General features: G+C 67.8%; 14 protein-coding genes. 8 read left to right on the top strand and 6 right to left on the bottom strand.

Annotated elements, in window-relative coordinates:
• The first annotated feature begins 32 nt into the window (after positions 1-32).
• Together G7043_RS18185 and G7043_RS18180 are read left to right on the top strand one after the other, a co-directional pair.
• A complete protein-coding gene (locus tag G7043_RS18185; protein WP_207311387.1) occupies positions 33-866 on the top strand; it encodes a PAC2 family protein in 834 nt (277 codons plus the stop codon).
• Positions 867-940: 74 nt separating this feature from the next.
• Positions 941-2,101, top strand: a complete 1,161-nt coding sequence (locus tag G7043_RS18180; RefSeq protein ID WP_313887946.1) for an MFS transporter — start codon at positions 941-943, stop codon at positions 2,099-2,101.
• Here the strand turns inward: G7043_RS18180 and G7043_RS18175 are convergent.
• Positions 2,031-3,614 carry an ABC transporter permease gene (locus tag G7043_RS18175; RefSeq protein ID WP_166046835.1) on the bottom strand — a complete coding sequence of 528 codons (1,584 nt, stop codon included), beginning with the start codon at positions 3,612-3,614 and terminating at the stop codon, positions 2,031-2,033. The genes G7043_RS18180 and G7043_RS18175 overlap by 71 nt on opposite strands.
• Positions 3,611-4,498 (bottom strand): ABC transporter ATP-binding protein, encoded by an 888-nt coding sequence (locus G7043_RS18170; RefSeq protein WP_166046834.1) that lies wholly within the window; start codon positions 4,496-4,498, stop codon positions 3,611-3,613. The genes G7043_RS18175 and G7043_RS18170 overlap by 4 nt, the downstream gene beginning before the upstream one ends.
• An 82-nt stretch (positions 4,499-4,580) precedes the next feature.
• On the opposite strand from G7043_RS18170, the gene G7043_RS18165 reads away from it, so the two are divergent.
• On the top strand, positions 4,581-5,078 hold the full coding sequence (locus tag G7043_RS18165; protein WP_313887945.1) for a GbsR/MarR family transcriptional regulator: 498 nt from the start codon (positions 4,581-4,583) through the stop codon (positions 5,076-5,078).
• 78 nt (positions 5,079-5,156) lie between these two features.
• Here the strand turns inward: G7043_RS18165 and G7043_RS18160 are convergent, their stop codons facing one another.
• On the bottom strand, positions 5,157-6,257 hold the full coding sequence (locus G7043_RS18160; RefSeq protein WP_166046833.1) for a S1 family peptidase: 1,101 nt from the start codon (positions 6,255-6,257) through the stop codon (positions 5,157-5,159).
• 409 nt (positions 6,258-6,666) lie between these two features.
• Between G7043_RS18160 and G7043_RS18155 the strand changes: the two genes are divergently transcribed.
• Entirely contained in the window at positions 6,667-8,466 is a 1,800-nt protein-coding gene (locus tag G7043_RS18155; RefSeq protein WP_166046832.1) for a S8 family peptidase, read from the top strand.
• Between the two features lie 71 nt (positions 8,467-8,537).
• Here G7043_RS18155 and G7043_RS18150 read toward each other — a convergent pair whose 3' ends face one another.
• Entirely contained in the window at positions 8,538-8,990 is a 453-nt protein-coding gene (locus G7043_RS18150) for a hypothetical protein (protein WP_166046831.1), read from the bottom strand.
• Positions 8,991-9,023: 33 nt separating this feature from the next.
• Between G7043_RS18150 and G7043_RS18145 the strand changes: the two genes are divergently transcribed.
• Together G7043_RS18145 and G7043_RS18140 are read left to right on the top strand one after the other, a co-directional pair.
• Positions 9,024-9,266: an ATP-dependent Clp protease adaptor ClpS gene (locus G7043_RS18145; RefSeq protein WP_166046830.1), complete on the top strand. Its 243-nt coding sequence runs from the start codon at positions 9,024-9,026 to the stop codon at positions 9,264-9,266.
• On the top strand, positions 9,263-9,772 hold the full coding sequence (locus tag G7043_RS18140; RefSeq protein ID WP_166046829.1) for a DUF2017 family protein: 510 nt from the start codon (positions 9,263-9,265) through the stop codon (positions 9,770-9,772). Before G7043_RS18145 ends, G7043_RS18140 begins: the two co-directional genes overlap by 4 nt.
• A 145-nt stretch (positions 9,773-9,917) precedes the next feature.
• Here G7043_RS18140 and G7043_RS18135 read toward each other — a convergent pair whose 3' ends face one another.
• Positions 9,918-10,505, bottom strand: a complete 588-nt coding sequence (locus G7043_RS18135; protein ID WP_166046828.1) for an LOG family protein — start codon at positions 10,503-10,505, stop codon at positions 9,918-9,920.
• 178 nt (positions 10,506-10,683) lie between these two features.
• On the opposite strand from G7043_RS18135, the gene G7043_RS18130 reads away from it, so the two are divergent.
• Positions 10,684-11,352, top strand: coding sequence for an isopentenyl transferase family protein (locus G7043_RS18130; protein ID WP_166046827.1), 669 nt, complete (start codon positions 10,684-10,686; stop codon positions 11,350-11,352).
• A 929-nt stretch (positions 11,353-12,281) separates the two neighbouring features.
• Positions 12,282-13,835: a helix-turn-helix domain-containing protein gene (locus G7043_RS18125; RefSeq protein WP_166046826.1), complete on the top strand. Its 1,554-nt coding sequence runs from the start codon at positions 12,282-12,284 to the stop codon at positions 13,833-13,835.
• A 38-nt stretch (positions 13,836-13,873) separates the two neighbouring features.
• Here the strand turns inward: G7043_RS18125 and mshC are convergent, their stop codons facing one another.
• Positions 13,874-15,112 carry a cysteine--1-D-myo-inosityl 2-amino-2-deoxy-alpha-D-glucopyranoside ligase gene (gene mshC, locus G7043_RS18120; RefSeq protein ID WP_166046825.1) on the bottom strand — a complete coding sequence of 413 codons (1,239 nt, stop codon included), beginning with the start codon at positions 15,110-15,112 and terminating at the stop codon, positions 13,874-13,876.
• Between the last annotated feature and the right edge of the window lie 42 nt (positions 15,113-15,154).

The raw sequence follows: 15,154 nt of genomic DNA, 5'->3' as shown, positions 1-15,154 counted from the left end.
CACACGCGCGCAAGCCACTCACCGACCCGATCATGATCTGCGGGTTCGAGGGTTGGAACGACGCGGGGGATGCCGCCAGCACCGCGATCGAGCACCTGCAACTCACCTGGGACGCCACGCCGCTCGCCGAGATCGACCCGGACGACTACTACGACTTCCAGGTGACCAGGCCCACAGTCCGAATGGTGGACGGGGTCACCCGAAGGGTCGACTGGCCGACCACGCGGCTCTCGGTGTGCCGCCCGCCCGGTTCCGCCGTGGACGTGGTCCTCGTGCACGGCATCGAGCCGAACATGAGGTGGCGCAAGTTCGTGGGCGAGCTCCTCGGCCACATCGAGGCGCTCGGGGTGACGACCGTGGTGACGCTCGGCGCCCTGCTCATGGACACCCCCCACACCCGGCCGGTGCCGGTCACCGGTACCGCCTACGACCCGGACGCCGCCGAGAAGTTCGGCCTGGAGCACTCGAAGTACGAAGGCCCGACCGGCATCGTCGGCGTCTTCCAGGACGCCTGCGTGCAGGCGGGCATCCCCGCGATCTCGTTCTGGGCCGCCGTGCCGCACTACGTCTCGCAGCCCCCGTCCCCCAAGGCCACGCTCGCGCTGCTGCACCGGGTGGAGGAGGTCCTCGACATAGAGGTCCCGCTCGGCGCGCTGCCGGAGCAGGCCGAGGAGTGGGAGCGCACGGTCTCCGAGATGGCCGACGAGGACGAGGACGTGCGCAACTACGTGCGCGCGCTGGAGGAGCGCGGCGACGCGGCCATCCAGATCACCGAGGCCTCGGGTGACGACATCGCGGCGGAGTTCGAACGCTACCTGCGCCGCCGCGGCCGCGGTCCGGGCTGGCCGTCGACCGGTCCCCGCTGAAGCACTTAGCTACGACAACAATCACAGCGCACTTCCGCCGTCCACCGCACTAGGGTTGGACGGCGGAGGTGTCTGTGGGCCGTTTGGCACGCGCCGGGTTGTACGCCGGCGCATTGATCGGGCCGTTCGGCGGCGCCATCACCACGTCGATCCTGCCCGAGATCGGCAGCAGTTTCGGCCGGTCAGCGGGCGAAGCGGCCTCGACGCTGACGTTCTACCTGGTGCCGTTCGCGGTGCTCATGCTCGCGTCCGGCACCCTCGCCCAGCGCTGGGGTCCACAACGGACCGTCCGGATCGCGTACATCGCCTACGCCGTCACCTCGGCGCTGGCGGCGAGCGCGTGGACGTTCGAGGTGTTGCTGGCGTCGCGGGCGTTGCAGGGCGCGGCGAACTCGTTCACCACGCCGGTGCTGCTGGCCGTGATCGCCGCGTCGACGCCGAAGGAGAAGCTCGGGCGCGCGCTGGGGTTGTTCGGGGCGATGCAGGCGGCCGGGCAGACGTCCGCCCCGCTCGTCGGCGGGCTGTCGGCCGAGATCGACTGGCGGCTGGCGTTCGTGGTGATCTCGGTGGTGGCCGTCGGGCTCGCGGTCCTGGGGGTGCCGGAGACCGATGCCGAACCGGAGCGCAACGCCAGTCTGCGCAGCGCTTTCGTGCCGAGCACCATCAGGCCGGCCGTGATCGCGTTCATCGGCTGGGCGTGCCTGGGCGGGTTGTCGTTCCTCGTGGCGTTCCGGCTCGACGACGTGTTCGGGCTCGGCGCGGGTGAACGCGGGCTGCTGCTCACCGGGTTCGGCATCGTCGGGTTCCTGACCGCGCGGCAGGTCGGCAAGGCCATCGACCGGTTCGGCGCCACGGCCGTCGTGGTCGTGGGCGCAACGCTGGGCGGAGGCCTCATCGCCGCGGTGGGCACGAGCCCGTTCGCCGCGATGGTGGTCGTCGCGTGGGCGTTGACCGGGGCGGCGGCGCAGGGCGTGTTGGTGAGCATCAACGCGTTGGTGTTGCAGAGCGACAACGCCAACAGGGGCGGCAGCGTCAGTGTTGTGCAGTCACTGCGTTTCATGGGTGCCGCCGTGGCCCCGTTGGCGTTCGTCCCGCTCTACCAAGCCCATCCGCTGGCGGGGTTCCTCGTGCCCGCCGCGCTGCTGGTCACCGTCCCGGCGATCGTTACGTGGTCAGGTCGCGGCGCCGGAACCCGGCGAACCCCGCAGCCAGAAGCACCACCGCCACCACGGTGAGCCACGCCAGCGGCCCGAAGGTGATGTCCGGGTACTTCGGGACGTGCGTGAACGGCGAGACGTCGAGCATCCACTGATCGAGCTGCAGGGCCGGGCCGAGCAGCGTGATCACCAGCGACACCGACACCACCGCCCAACTCACGCCCGTGAGCTGCGGGAACAGTCCGAACAGCAGCAGCGCCACGCCCGCGATCACCCACGCGGCCGGGAGCTGGGCCAGTGCCGCGCCGAGCATCTGCGGCCCGACCGTGCCCAGGTCGTCGGTCTGCAGCCCGTAGACCAGGCCCAGCCCCAGGCCGGACGCGGCCAGCACGACCGCGCCGCCTGCCAGCGCGAACACCGCGTGCGACGCCACCCAGCCCCACCGCGAGACCGGGGTCGCGAGCAGCGGTTCGGCGCGGAACGAGGTCTCCTCCGACCTCAGCCGCAGCACCGCCTGGACCAGGTAGATCGACGTGATCAGGCCCAGCAGCTGGGTGACGGTGGCGAAGAACGCGTCCACCATCGCCTCGGCGCCACCGATCTTGCTGACGATCTGCCCGAGAGTCGGGTTGTCCTGCACCATCTGCCCGACCGCCTGCGCGACGCTGCCGTAGATCACGCCCACCGCGAACAGCGCGATGGACCAGCCGATCAGCGAGCCCTTCTGCAGTCGCCACGCGAGCCCGAACAGGCTGCCGATCGTGCCGTGCGGCGGGCCTAGCCGGGCAGCCAGCAGACCGAGGCCCACGTCGCGGCGCGTCACGATGTACGCGGAGACGCCCACCGACAGGACGAACGCCGCCAACGGCAGCAGCAGCACCCAGAACCTGTTGTCGGCGAACGACCGCACGTGCTCGGTCCAGCCGATCGGCGAGAACCAGGTCAGCCACTGCGGGCCCGACTCCCCCGCCGCGTCGCCGGCCGCGCGCAGCAGGTAGGTCACCCCGAGGAACCCGCCCGCGATCGCGTTGGACACGCGTGAGTTCTCCGAGAGCTGCGCGGTGAACGCGCTGACGCCGGTGAACACCAGCCCGACCGAAGCCGTGGACAGGCCGAACGCGAACGCACCGGACGCGTCCAAGTCCTTGCCCATCAGCACCAACGCCTGCAGCACGCCGATCAGCAGACTGGTGCCGCCCGCCACGATCACAGCGGCGGCCAACGGCGCGTGTCGACCAACGACCGTCGCACTGATGAGTTCGGTACGGCCGGCTTCTTCTTCAGCGCGCGTGTGCCGGGTGACCACCAACATGGCCATGATCGCGATGAACAGGCCGGAGAAGACACCCCAACGCCACACGACCAGGCCACCGAGCGACGACCAGTCGTGCAGCGGGCCGAGCATCGCGAGGAACGCGGAGTTCGCGTTCGCGGTGACCCCGAGCAGCGCCCGCGACTCGGTCGTCCCGTACAGCTCTTCGAGCGCGGTCGTCGTCGAGTAGGTGACGCCGACCAGGAACAGGACCCAGACGGGCAGCAGGATCCGGTCACGGCGCAGCGCCAGCCGGACCAGATGGCGGGTGCCGATCATTTCGCGTCCTCGTAGTGGCGCAGGAACAGCTCTTCCAGGGTCGGCGGCTGCGAGGTCAGCGTGCGCACGCCCGAGGACACCAGCTGCTTGAGCACCGGGTCGAGCTTGTCCGAGTCGACCTCGAACCTGACGCGGTTGCCCTCGGCCACCAGGTCGTGCACGCCGGCCATCGACGTGAGCCCGTTGGGCGGGCCCGCGAGCTCGGCGGAGATCGACGTGCGGGTCAGGTGGCGCAGTTCCGACAGCGTGCCGGTCTCGACGATGTGGCCGTTGCGGATGATCGAGACCCGATCGCACAGGGCTTCGACCTCGGCGAGGATGTGGCTCGACAGCAGCACGGTGCGACCGCGCTCGCGTTCGTCGTTGATGCAGTCCTGGAAGACGGCCTCCATCAACGGGTCGAGGCCGGACGTGGGCTCGTCGAGGATCAGCAGCTCGACGTCCGAAGACAGCGCGGCGACCAGCGCCACCTTCTGCCGGTTGCCCTTGGAGTAGGTGCGGCCCTTCTTGCGCGGGTCCAGTTCGAAGCGCTCCAGGAGCTCCTCGCGACGCGGCTTGTTCAAGCCGCCGCGGAGCCGTCCGAGCAGGTCGATGACCTCGCCACCGGTCAGGTTGGGCCAGAGGTTGACGTCGCCGGGGACGTAGGCGAGGCGGCGGTGAAGGGCTGCGGTGTCCTTCCACGGGTCGCCGCCGAGCAGCCGCGCGGTGCCGGAGTCGGCACGCAGCAGGCCGAGGAGGATCCGGATCGTCGTCGACTTGCCTGCCCCGTTCGGGCCGAGGAAGCCGTGCACCTCACCGGTCTGGACGTCCAGGAACAGGTCGTCCAGTGCACGCGTCGGGCCGAAGGTCTTGACCAGGCCCGACACGGATATCGCAGATGTCATGCCCGGTAAGCTACACTTCTTTCACAACTTCGTGAAGGACGTAAATTTTGCTCGATCGGCTGACGAAAGGGATGATGCGGCCGTGACGAGAGCTACACAGCGTGACACGCAGGCGGTGAGCCAGTTCGTCGAACGGTTCGGCGGGATTCTGGCGGACACCGGCGTGCCCCGCATGCCGGCTCGCATCCTCGCGGCGCTGCTGACAACGGACTCGGGACGGCTCACCGCAGCCGAGATCGCCGAACTGCTGCAGATCAGTCCGGCGGCGGTGTCGGGCGCGGTGCGCTACCTGACCACGGTCCAGATCGTCAGCCGCGAGCGGGAGCCCGGATCACGCCGCGACGTCTACCGGATGCGCGACAACGTCTGGTACGAGGCGACGTTCCGCAAGGACCAGATGCTGGTGATGATCGACGAGGTGCTCAGCGAGGGCGTCGAGGCGCTCGGCTCGGACACCGAGGCGGGGACGCGGCTGGACGAGACGCGCGAGTTCTTCCGGTTCTGCCACGCCGAGCTGGGCACCATGCTCGACCGCTGGCGAACCCACCGTGAAAAGTGGCTCAACAAGCGCGAATCCTGAACTGCCATGGGGGGCACATTCATGGACGTGAGGTCCATGAATGTGCCCCCCATGGTTTGTGTCAGCCCGTGATCAGGGTCAGCCCGTGATCAGGGTCAGGTTGTACGCCGAGAGGATCTCGTTGACCGGCTGGTAGTAGGTCGTGCCGCCGCTGGAGCAGTTGCCGGAGCCACCCGAGGTGACGCCCTGCGCCTGCGTGCCGCTGACCCACGAGCCGCCCGAGTCACCGGGCTCCGCGCACACGTTCGTGCGCGTCAGACCGCTGACCGAGCCCTCCTGGTAGTTCACCGTCTGGCTCTTGGCCTGGACCTCGCCGCAGTGCCAGCCCGTGGTCGAGCCGGAACGGCAGATCGAGGCTCCGACCGCGGACTCGGTGTGACCGGAGACGACGACGTCGGCGCCTCCGTAGTGGTTCACCTTGGCCGTGGGCGTCCAGGCCGAGTTGGCCTTGACCCACCCGTAGTCGTTGCCGGGGAAGGACGAGCCCTCGAACGCGCCGAGAGCCGAACGGTCGACGCCCGCCACCGTGTCGCCCTCGGACCCGCAGTGCCCGGCGGTCACGAACCCGCCCTGCACCGCGAAGCCGACCGAGCACCGTCCGGCGTTGTTGATGTAGTAGGCGTCACCACCGCGGATGTCCTTGAACAACCGCGGCGCCTCGTCGGTCTCGACGACCTTCGCGACCGCGCCCGCCTTCTCCACCAACGGCTTCGCCGCCTCGGCCTGACCGCGCTTGACGGTGATCGTCACCGCGTTCGCCTTGGTGTCCACGAACCAGCCGGTGACCTCGGCGGGCGCCGGGGAGGCGTCCAGTTTGGCCTTGGCCGAGTCGAGGTCACTGGCCTTGTGGGCGACCGTGCGGGGCTCGGCGCCGAGCCTGCGCAGCCGGTCGGTCTTGGCCGAGTCGGTCACGCCCACGACGAGCTTGCCGGTGGCCGCGTCGAACCACGCGCCACCGAAGTCGTCGCCGGCGAAACCCTCCACGACGCGCTGCAGGACCGCGGCCGCGCTCTCCTGGCGAAGCCGTTCCGTCGCCTGCTGGGCGTTCAGTCCGAGGTCGCGCTGCATCGCGGCGAGCAGGTCGGCGGACGGTTCCGGCGCGGCGACGGCGGCAGGGGATGCCGTGGTCGCGAGGGCACCCGCCAGCACGGCGACAGCCGCGACAGCCATGCGCTTCATAGGCACTTCTCCTCAGTTTTCGATTTTGCAGGGCCGGTGTAACGCCGGACCGGGCAACCGCGATGAGGAGATCGACTGTGCTGCAACACAGTCCGCACGACACCGGATGAATGGCGTCCCCAGGCGGTCGAACTGCCCGATCAGTTCGTTCCTCCGTCTGGGTGACGCTATGTCGTGCTGCCTACCGGACGGTAGGGCCGATCGAGGGGTGGACCTCTCGGCGTTCAGGTTGGTATAGGGAAATCAAATGCGTTCTCTCGGTCTATTTCCGTGACGCAGAGCAACCATTCGCTTTGACACGAAATGTCAAATCTGTCAACAGTTCGCACTCGACGGCGTATCCCTCTGACCTGCGGTTTAGGGCTAGCGTGCAGGACACCCTGTTCCCTGCACGAGGGAGAACCCTGCTATGCGAAGAGTCTTGGGTACGGGACTCGCCGCCGCCGCTGCCGTCTGTCTGGCCGCTGCTGTGGTGCCCGCTGCTTCAGCTCAAGAAAACGTGGGGACGATTCTCGGCGCCGACCGCGCCGACGTCGTGAAGGACAGCTACATCGTCTCGCTGAAGGCCGACACGGCGTCGAGGGCCGCCGCGCCGGGCTTGGCGAGCAAGTACGGCGGCCAGGTCGACCAGGTCTGGCAGCACGCGCTCAACGGCTTCTCGGTGAAGATGACGGCCAAGCAGGCCGCTCGTCTCGCCGCGGACCCGAAGGTCGCGTACGTCCAGCAGGACGCCCAGGTGCACCTGCTCGACGTCCAGCAGAACCCGCCGTCGTGGGGTCTGGACCGCGTTGACCAGCGGGACCTGCCGCTGAGCAACAGCTACCAGTACGACACCACGGCGTCCAACGTGACCGCGTACATCATCGACACCGGCGTGCGGACGACGCACGCCACGTTCGGTGGCCGCGCCACGTGGGGCACCAACACCTCCGGTGACGGCAACAACAGCGACTGCAACGGCCACGGCACGCACGTCGCCGGCACCGTCGCGGGCTCGCAGTACGGCCTCGCGAAGGCCGCCAAGGTCGTCGCCGTCAAGGTGCTGAACTGCCAGGGCTCCGGCACCACCGCCGGTGTCGTCGGCGGTATCGACTGGGTGACGGCGAACGCGGTCAAGCCCGCTGTCGCCAACATGTCGCTCGGCGGCGGCGCGGACGCCACCCTGGACGCGGCCGTGCGCCGTTCCATCACCTCGGGCGTGACCTACGCGATCGCGTCCGGCAACTCGAACACCGACGCCTGCAGCACCTCGCCTGCACGCGTCACCGAGGCGATCACCGTCAACGCGTCGACGAACACCGACGCGCGCGCCTCGTTCTCGAACTACGGCTCCTGCACGGACATCTACGCACCGGGTCAGAACATCGTGTCGTCGTGGAGCACCAACGACACCGCGACAAACAACATCTCCGGTACGTCGATGGCCACCCCGCACGTCGCGGGCGCGGCGGCCCTGTGGCTCGCCACCCACCCCAACGACACCCCGGCCGCGGTCTGGGCGGGCCTGAACGCCGCCTCGACCCCGAACAAGATCACCAACGTCGGTGCGAACACCCCGAACAAGCTGCTGTACTCGCTCTTCGGTGGTGACCCGCAGCCGGGCAACCCGTCGGTGACGAACCCCGGTACGCAGAACTCCACGGTCGGCCAGGCAGCGTCGCTGCAGCTCGCGGCCACCGGCGGCACCCCGCCGTACACGTGGTCCGTCTCCGGTCTCCCGGCCGGTCTGTCGGCGTCCGCCTCCGGCGCGATCTCCGGCACGCCGACCACGGCCGGCACCTCCACGGTGACGGCGACGGTGACCGACTCGGCCGGCAAGACCGGTTCCGCGACCTTCTCCTGGGTCGTGAACGCCGTTGGTGGCGGCTGTGACGCCAAGACCAACTCCACGCCGGTCGCGATCGGCGACCTGTCCACCGTGACCAGCACGATCGTCATCTCGGGCTGCGCGGGCAACGCGTCGGCCACGGCGTCGATCAAGGTCTCGATCACCCACACCTACAAGGGCGACCTCGTGGTCGACCTGGTCGCGCCCGACGGCACGGTCGTCAACCTGCACAACCGTTCCGGCGGCTCGGCCGACAACATCAACGAGACCTACACCAAGAACCTCTCTGGTGAGGCTGCCAACGGCACCTGGACGCTGCGCGTGCGTGACGCGGCGTTCCTGGACACCGGCACGTTGAACAACTGGACGCTCGACGTCTGAGCTGATCCGGTCTGAGCATCACCGCTGAACGAACTGCCCCCGGCGCTTCCGCCCCGGGGGCAGTTCCACGTTCAGGCCTCGAACCACTCGCGCCGGTGCTCGAACCACTCCTCCAGGTCGTCCTCGTCGACGCTCCGGCCCAGCAGGAGTTCCAGGACCTCGTCGCGATCCGGGTGGTCGCTCGCGCGCACGTGCTCGACGGTGACCTGAACGCCCGCCGCGAACAGGTGCTCGACGTCGTAAGCACAGCCGGCGTCGAAGTTGGCGCGCTTGATCGCGAAGTGCCGCCAGACGTCCTCGACCTGCCTGTGCTCGGCCAGCAGGAACCCCGCCAGCGCGGCCTGCTCCCCCAGGCCGTGCGACGGCCCGTTCGCACAGCACAACGCCTCCTGCTCGACCAGGAACCGCAGCAGCGGCAGGTCTTCCCGCGTGCGGTCGTCGCGCAGCACCTCGCCGCGCGCCGCCTCGTTCGCGTCCTCGCCGTTCGTTGCGCGTTCGTACTGCAACCCTTGCCAGGCCGTCATCAGTCCATTGTGGCCGTGTCGCATACTCTGCCGGTGAATCCTGGGGAGAGATGGCAGGTCGTCCTGCACGACGACGACCACAACCTGATTCCGGTGGTGCACTACCTGCTGCGCAAGATCTGCGATCACAACTGGGAGACCGCGCGCGACCTGACCATGGCGGTCCACGAGAAAGGTGGCGCCGTCGTCGGCCTCCACGACCGCGAAACCGCGGAGGCGGTCACGGTCGAACTGCTGCGGCACGGGCTGTCGGCGAGCTTCAGGAGAGCCGGATGAAGCACCAGTCCTTCAGCGCCCAGCCGGTCGACGGCGGCGTGCAGGTGGACATGTCCAAGGGACTCGTCTGGGGCTGGGGGCGGGCTCTCCGCCTGCTGTCGAGCAGCTACGTGCGTGGCAACCCGTTCTACGCGCTGCGCGATCCCCGCTGGGTGCTGACACAACCTTCCCTGCTTCGCCACCTCTATCCGGACGTGGCGGAGTCACCGCGGCAGTCGGAGGAGTTCCGGCGACGGCACCGGGACGCCTTGGCGGACCGCGAGCTCGTCAATCGAGTGCGAGCCCGCTGGACGGGCCCCAGGCCCATCGTGCTGACGCACGCCGAGGTCGACGAGTGGATCGCGGTGCTGGGGCAGCTCCGGCTGTTCCTCGAACTGCTGGCGTTCGGCCGGAAAGCGATCCCGTGGGCGAGCGCTTTCCAGCACCTTCTCGTGATGGCCGTCGCCCCGGACACGTTCCCCGACCCGCGCAGTCAGCCGGCGTCCGCCGAGGAAGCGACGTCCTAGGTGAGCTGGCGAGCGCCGAGGCGTACGACTACTTCGACGCGGTGGATCCGCAGGCGAACACCGGCTGGCAGTGACTGCACTCGAATTGCCTTTACCCCGCCTTGACGAAGATCCGACAAACAAATACTGCATTTGTTTCGCCGCGTTAACACACGACGTTTTCGAGCGGTCCCTCCTCCACCCAGGTGTACGCGGGCGGCCGGTACCGCAATAGACGGTCCAGCAACCGGTCGATGTCGTCGTCGACGAGCAGCATCTCGCGATGAGGAACTTTCAGGAATCCTTCAGACACCATGTGGTCGACCAGCGCGAGCAGATGGTCGTAGAACCCGTCGACGTTGAGCAGACCGATCGGCTTCGTGTGCAGTTCGAGCTGCGCCCACGTCCAGATCTCACACAGCTCCTCCATGGTGCCCGCGCCGCCCGGCAACGCGACGAACGCGTCCGCCAGGTCCGCCATCAGCGCCTTCCGCTCGTGCATCGAGCCCACCACGTGCAGCTCAGTGAGTCCGTCGTGCGCGATCTCCCACTCGACCATGTGCTCGGGAATCACCCCGATCACCGAACCCCGCACGCTCAGCGCACCGTCGGCCACGGCACCCATCGTGCCGATGCGGCCGCCGCCGTAGACGATCCCGGCCCCGCGCACGGCGAGGGTCCGGCCGACCTCGGCAGCGACCTCCACGTGCCGCACCCGTCCCGCCGAGGAACCACAGAAGACAGCAACTCTCATGCCGTCACCTTATAGCGCGTCACCATTCTCGTGTTTGGGACGAACAAATCGAAACATTTACCTCCGATTTAACTTCGGCTTTTACCTGAGAAAGTCCGAAGAATGATCTACCGGCTCTCCCGAGACCCGTGTTCGCGCGGTAGTAGTGAGAACATCGATCTCATCGAGGAGTGACCCCATGAATTCCGTGCATCTCATCGCCGGCCCCACCTGCGCGGGCAAATCCGATGTCGCGATGAACGTCGCCGCCGAACACGACGCACCGGTCGTGGTCGCCGATCGGATCCAGTGCTACCTCGACCTGCCCGTCACCAGCGCCCGGCAGGAGGGCGAGCGCCGCCACCACCTCGCCGACCGGACCGTGCCGGACGGTGACTACCCCACCCACGAGGCCGCGCACGCGCTTCTGCTGAAGGTCGAGGCGCTGAGCAGCGAGCACGAGCACGTGGTGGTGGAAGGCGGGTCCATCTCACTGCTGAGCAGGTTCGCCGCCTGCCGGGGCCGTTTTCCGTTCGACCTCGTCACGACGGTGCTGCCGCTCGCCGACGAACGGACGCATCTCGACCGGCTGCGCACGCGGGCCGAGCGAATGATCGCCGAGGGCATGCTCGACGAGATCGCGAAAGCGTGGCAGCACCGCGAGCAGCGCCCGTTCGTCGCTTCGGTCAACGGACCGGAAGCCGTGCTGCGGTGGTGCATCGAGACCGGCACCGATCCCGAGGACCTGCCGGGGATCGACACCACCGCGACCGCCGAGCTGGTCGAGCGGATCGCGGTGGTGCATCACGAGCACAGCCTGGAACAGCACGAGGTGTTCACCCGGCTGTTCGGCTGGAACCACCCCTGACCGTTAGAGCTCCACGCCCAGAAGCGCGTCCACGGCCGTACAGATCTGCGACGGCCCGTGCTTGTCGTGGCCGTCGCACCAAGGCCTCGTTTCCAGAGTTCGCCGCTGAGAAGACTGAAGACCACGACGAACCTGGCGACTGAGTGATCCACATTATAGATCGAGTGGAATTGATTCGCTCAGCACAATCTATTCTCGCGAACACGGAATCCAGGGGCACGCGGTGGGGTGACCGACATTGTCGGTCACCCCACCGAACACGTCGGCAGCTCCCACAAGCGGCAGCAAGGGGTCTACCCCACCGGACTCGTCTGGACCTTAGCGAGACTCGGCGCCCTCCCCGAGAGGGCAAGCACCATATTGCCTGGTGGCGGTGACCGAATTTAAGCAGGTAACCTGGCCAATCGCTCGACAGATCAAGGTCACCGCCCAACTACTGCTGACCTGGGCAGTTGCCGAGCATCCGACGCACATCAGCATCCCGTGGGCATACAGCCGAAGATTGCGCCACTTTTGTGGGATCTGACCTGAACATCGAACCATCTCTGTCACGTTCTTCGGCGCGGAGCCCGAATGTCTTGACCCGTGCTCCCGACGGCGGCTATCAACCGCACAGCAGAACACGTCGTTCATGGGACACGGCAGCTCCCGACGCTCGTTCTGCCAATTCGTCAGGACCACGACAGAGAGCTGAGACGGTGAATCACATCATCCTCGCGGCGCCAGCGCCTTTGCAATCCGTGCTGTCACGCGTCCAAACGCTGACCACGTCCCAGCCGGGCGAGTCGATCATGCCCTTCGAGGCGCGTGAGGCAGAACTTCGAGTCCTGTTGACCTTTGTGCTGCTTGGTGCGGTTGTGGTGGCAGCGACCGTTCTCGTACCGACAGGAGTACTCCAGCAGCGGAGGGACAGGGTGAGTTGAGCAATCATGGGGAAGAAACGGCTAAAACCGATGGCGGATGTCGATAGCCCCGCCGCGGTCGTGGCGATCTACCTGCGTGCGATCTACGCCGATGCCACCGAACTCTCCCTGGTTCAGCTCGCCGCCCGAACGCGCTACTCCCAGGCGTCGCTGTCAGAGGCGTTGAGTGGGCGAACGGTGCCAACGCTCGAGCTGATCACAGCATTTGTCCGCGAGTGCGGGCGCGAGGATGCGCTGGTGGAGGCCGAACACGTGTGGAGACGGGAGACCGCCCGCAGCAGGGGCTCCACCAGGCCTCCGCATCCCGACCTGGTGGAGACATGGGACGACCTTCATCGTGAACTCGTCCTGCTGGTACACCAGTCCGGGCTCTTCACGCCGAAGGCGCTCTGCGACGCCGCCAACGCGGCAGGCCATCCGATCAAGCCGACGTCCGCACACCGCTGGTTGACCGATCCCCGGCCCCTGCGTTCCGACAGCTTGCACACGATCCTCAACGCCTGCCGGGTATCCATGCGGTCGCGAGAGCCGTGGGTAAGGGCGTTCGACCGCGCCTCAGGATCGAGGCGGTCGCCGCAACAGCAGTCCGTGGGTTTGCCCGTGGCCACATCAGGACCCGAAGCGCTGTTCAGTGACCTCCGCCGGCTGAGCCGAGGACGTGGCGTGCATGCGTCGAACGTCGACACACAAGTCGGCCCCGTACTGCTCCAACTCTGCGACCTCACCGCTCTCGACGGCCCCGAGACGATTCGCCAGAAGATCAGCGACTGGGTGCAGACCACGACGCAGCAGCTGCCGCATCACCTTCGCCTCGCTGTCACGACACCGCTGGGGCTCAACCCGGAAGCGCAGTTCCGCTTCCTGCAGGAACGGATTGACTGGCTGGCGACCGAACAAGATCGCAGCCCCGGCACGTGCCGACGACGGATCGATGAGGCGATGACGAGGCTGGTCGAGGCAGCGTTCACACCCTTGGAGAGGCAGAACACCATGCTGGTTTCTCGTGACCACACCTGGCACCTGCGGGAGGTCGAGACAATTCTCAACCTCGACGGTGACACGCCACGCTGCACCGAAAGCCGGACGATCATCGCGCGCCGCGATGGCCTGGACCGGATCACGTGGGGCTTAACGCTGCCGCGCCGCGACGACGGCACGCCCGCGAACCTGGACGTGACCGTGCTGCACGGAGCTCAGCTGCTGTCAAAAGAACAACGATCTCCGCGTCGCACCCTGATTCACCTGGGATTGCCGAGGAGACTGCGGGCAGGCGAGCTGCATGACTTTGTGCTGCAGGTCAGCCTCCCACACGGCCAACCGATGAGTCCTCAGTTCGTGTTGTGGCCGGAGCGTCCGTGCGAGCGGTTCCAACTGGTCGCGAGATTCGGCGAGCAGACCATGCCGTCCGACGTTTGGCGTGTGGACCACGTGTTCCACCGCAACGCCGACGAGATCGATAGCGGCCATGACCGCCTGGCGGTAAACAGTTTCGGTGAAGTCCTGGTCTCGTTCACAGATCTGCAGACGGGTTACGGATACGGCATCCGCTGGGAATGCTGATCTTGGGTGGGCGCCGGCTGGGCGCCCACCCAAGGTATTTAGAGCTCCACGCCCAGAAGCGCGTCCACGGCCGTGCGGATCTGCGAAGGCCCGTGCTTGTCCTGACCGCCGTGCGCCAACGCCTCGTCGGCCCACGCGTCGATCGCGGCGAGCGCCTTCGGGGTGTCCAGGTCGTTGCCCAGGTGGTCGCGCAGGCGCGTGACGGTGTCCACAGCGGACGGACCGGTCGACAGGTCCGCGGCGCGGCGCCACTTGTCGAGCCGCACCAGGGCCTCGTCCAGCAGGGACTGGGTCCAGGGGCGGTCGGCGCGGTAGTGGCCCGCCAGCAGGGCGAGCCGGATGGCGTTCGGGTCGACCTTCTCGGCGCGCAGCTTCGAGACGAAGACCAGGTTGCCGCGCGACTTCGACATCTTCTCGCCGTCGAGGCCGATCATGCCGGCGTGCACGTAGTGGCGGGCGAACGGGTGCTCGCCGGTCTGGGCCTCGGCGTGCGCGGCCGAGTACTCGTGGTGCGGGTAGATCAGGTCGGAGCCGCCTCCCTGGACGTCGAAGCCCATGCCGAGGCGGTTGTGGGCGATGGCGCTGCACTCGACGTGCCAGCCGGGGCGGCCCTCGCCCAGCTCCGAGGCCCAGGACGGCTCGCCGGGACGCTTCATGCGCCACAGCAGTGCGTCGAGCGGGTGGCGCTTGCCCGGGCGGTCCGGGTCGCCACCACGCTCGGCGAACAGCGCCCGCATCGTCTCCTCCGAGTAGTTCGACTCGTAGCCGAACCGGCCGGTGGCGTTGTACTCGAAGTAGATGTCCGGGTACTCGGCGTCCTCGACGCGGTAGGCGTGGCCGTCGGCCACCAGCTTCGCGACGACCTCGACGATCTCCGGGATCGCCTCGACGATGCCCACGTAGTCCTGCGGCGGCAGGACGCGCAGGGCCTCCATGTCCTCGCGGAACAGGGCCGTCTCGCGCATGGCCAGCACGACCCAGTCGTCCTGGTCGCGCAGGGCCCGCTCGAGCAGCGGGTCGTCGACGTCGGTGACGTTCTGGACGTAGTGCACGTTGTGGCCGTTGTCGAGCCACACGCGGTGCACGAGGTCGAACGCCAGGTAGGTAGCGGCGTGGCCGAGGTGAGTCGCGTCGTACGGCGTGATCCCGCAGACGTACAACCTGGCGGTGTCTCCTGGAGCCGTGGGACGCACTTCGCCCGTAGCCGTGTCGAACAGCCGCAGCGGGCGGGGGTCCCCCGGAACCCGCGGCACAGGAATCGATGACCAGGTCTGCATGTGTTCGACACTAACGCGTGCCGCCGAGTGGAGTGCGGTTTC

Source organism: Lentzea alba, assembly GCF_011067745.1.
GTDB lineage: Bacteria > Actinomycetota > Actinomycetes > Mycobacteriales > Pseudonocardiaceae > Lentzea > Lentzea alba.
This window is presented reverse-complemented; position numbering and strand designations above follow the sequence as displayed.

Excerpts from the sequence above, each read along its gene's own strand:
- G7043_RS18170 (WP_166046834.1), bottom strand. The coding sequence starts at position 4,498 with ATGACATCTGCGATATCCGTGTCGGGCCTGGTCAAGACCTTCGGCCCG.
- G7043_RS18130 (WP_166046827.1), top strand. The coding sequence starts at position 10,684 with ATGAATTCCGTGCATCTCATCGCCGGCCCCACCTGCGCGGGCAAATCC.
- G7043_RS18185 (WP_207311387.1), top strand. The coding sequence starts at position 33 with ATGATCTGCGGGTTCGAGGGTTGGAACGACGCGGGGGATGCCGCCAGC.
- G7043_RS18140 (WP_166046829.1), top strand. The coding sequence starts at position 9,263 with ATGAAGCACCAGTCCTTCAGCGCCCAGCCGGTCGACGGCGGCGTGCAG.
- G7043_RS18155 (WP_166046832.1), top strand. The coding sequence starts at position 6,667 with ATGCGAAGAGTCTTGGGTACGGGACTCGCCGCCGCCGCTGCCGTCTGT.
- G7043_RS18150 (WP_166046831.1), bottom strand. The coding sequence starts at position 8,990 with ATGACGGCCTGGCAAGGGTTGCAGTACGAACGCGCAACGAACGGCGAG.
- mshC (WP_166046825.1), bottom strand. The coding sequence starts at position 15,112 with ATGCAGACCTGGTCATCGATTCCTGTGCCGCGGGTTCCGGGGGACCCC.
- G7043_RS18160 (WP_166046833.1), bottom strand. The coding sequence starts at position 6,257 with ATGAAGCGCATGGCTGTCGCGGCTGTCGCCGTGCTGGCGGGTGCCCTC.
- G7043_RS18175 (WP_166046835.1), bottom strand. The coding sequence starts at position 3,614 with ATGATCGGCACCCGCCATCTGGTCCGGCTGGCGCTGCGCCGTGACCGG.
- G7043_RS18135 (WP_166046828.1), bottom strand. The coding sequence starts at position 10,505 with ATGAGAGTTGCTGTCTTCTGTGGTTCCTCGGCGGGACGGGTGCGGCAC.
- G7043_RS18125 (WP_166046826.1), top strand. The coding sequence starts at position 12,282 with ATGGGGAAGAAACGGCTAAAACCGATGGCGGATGTCGATAGCCCCGCC.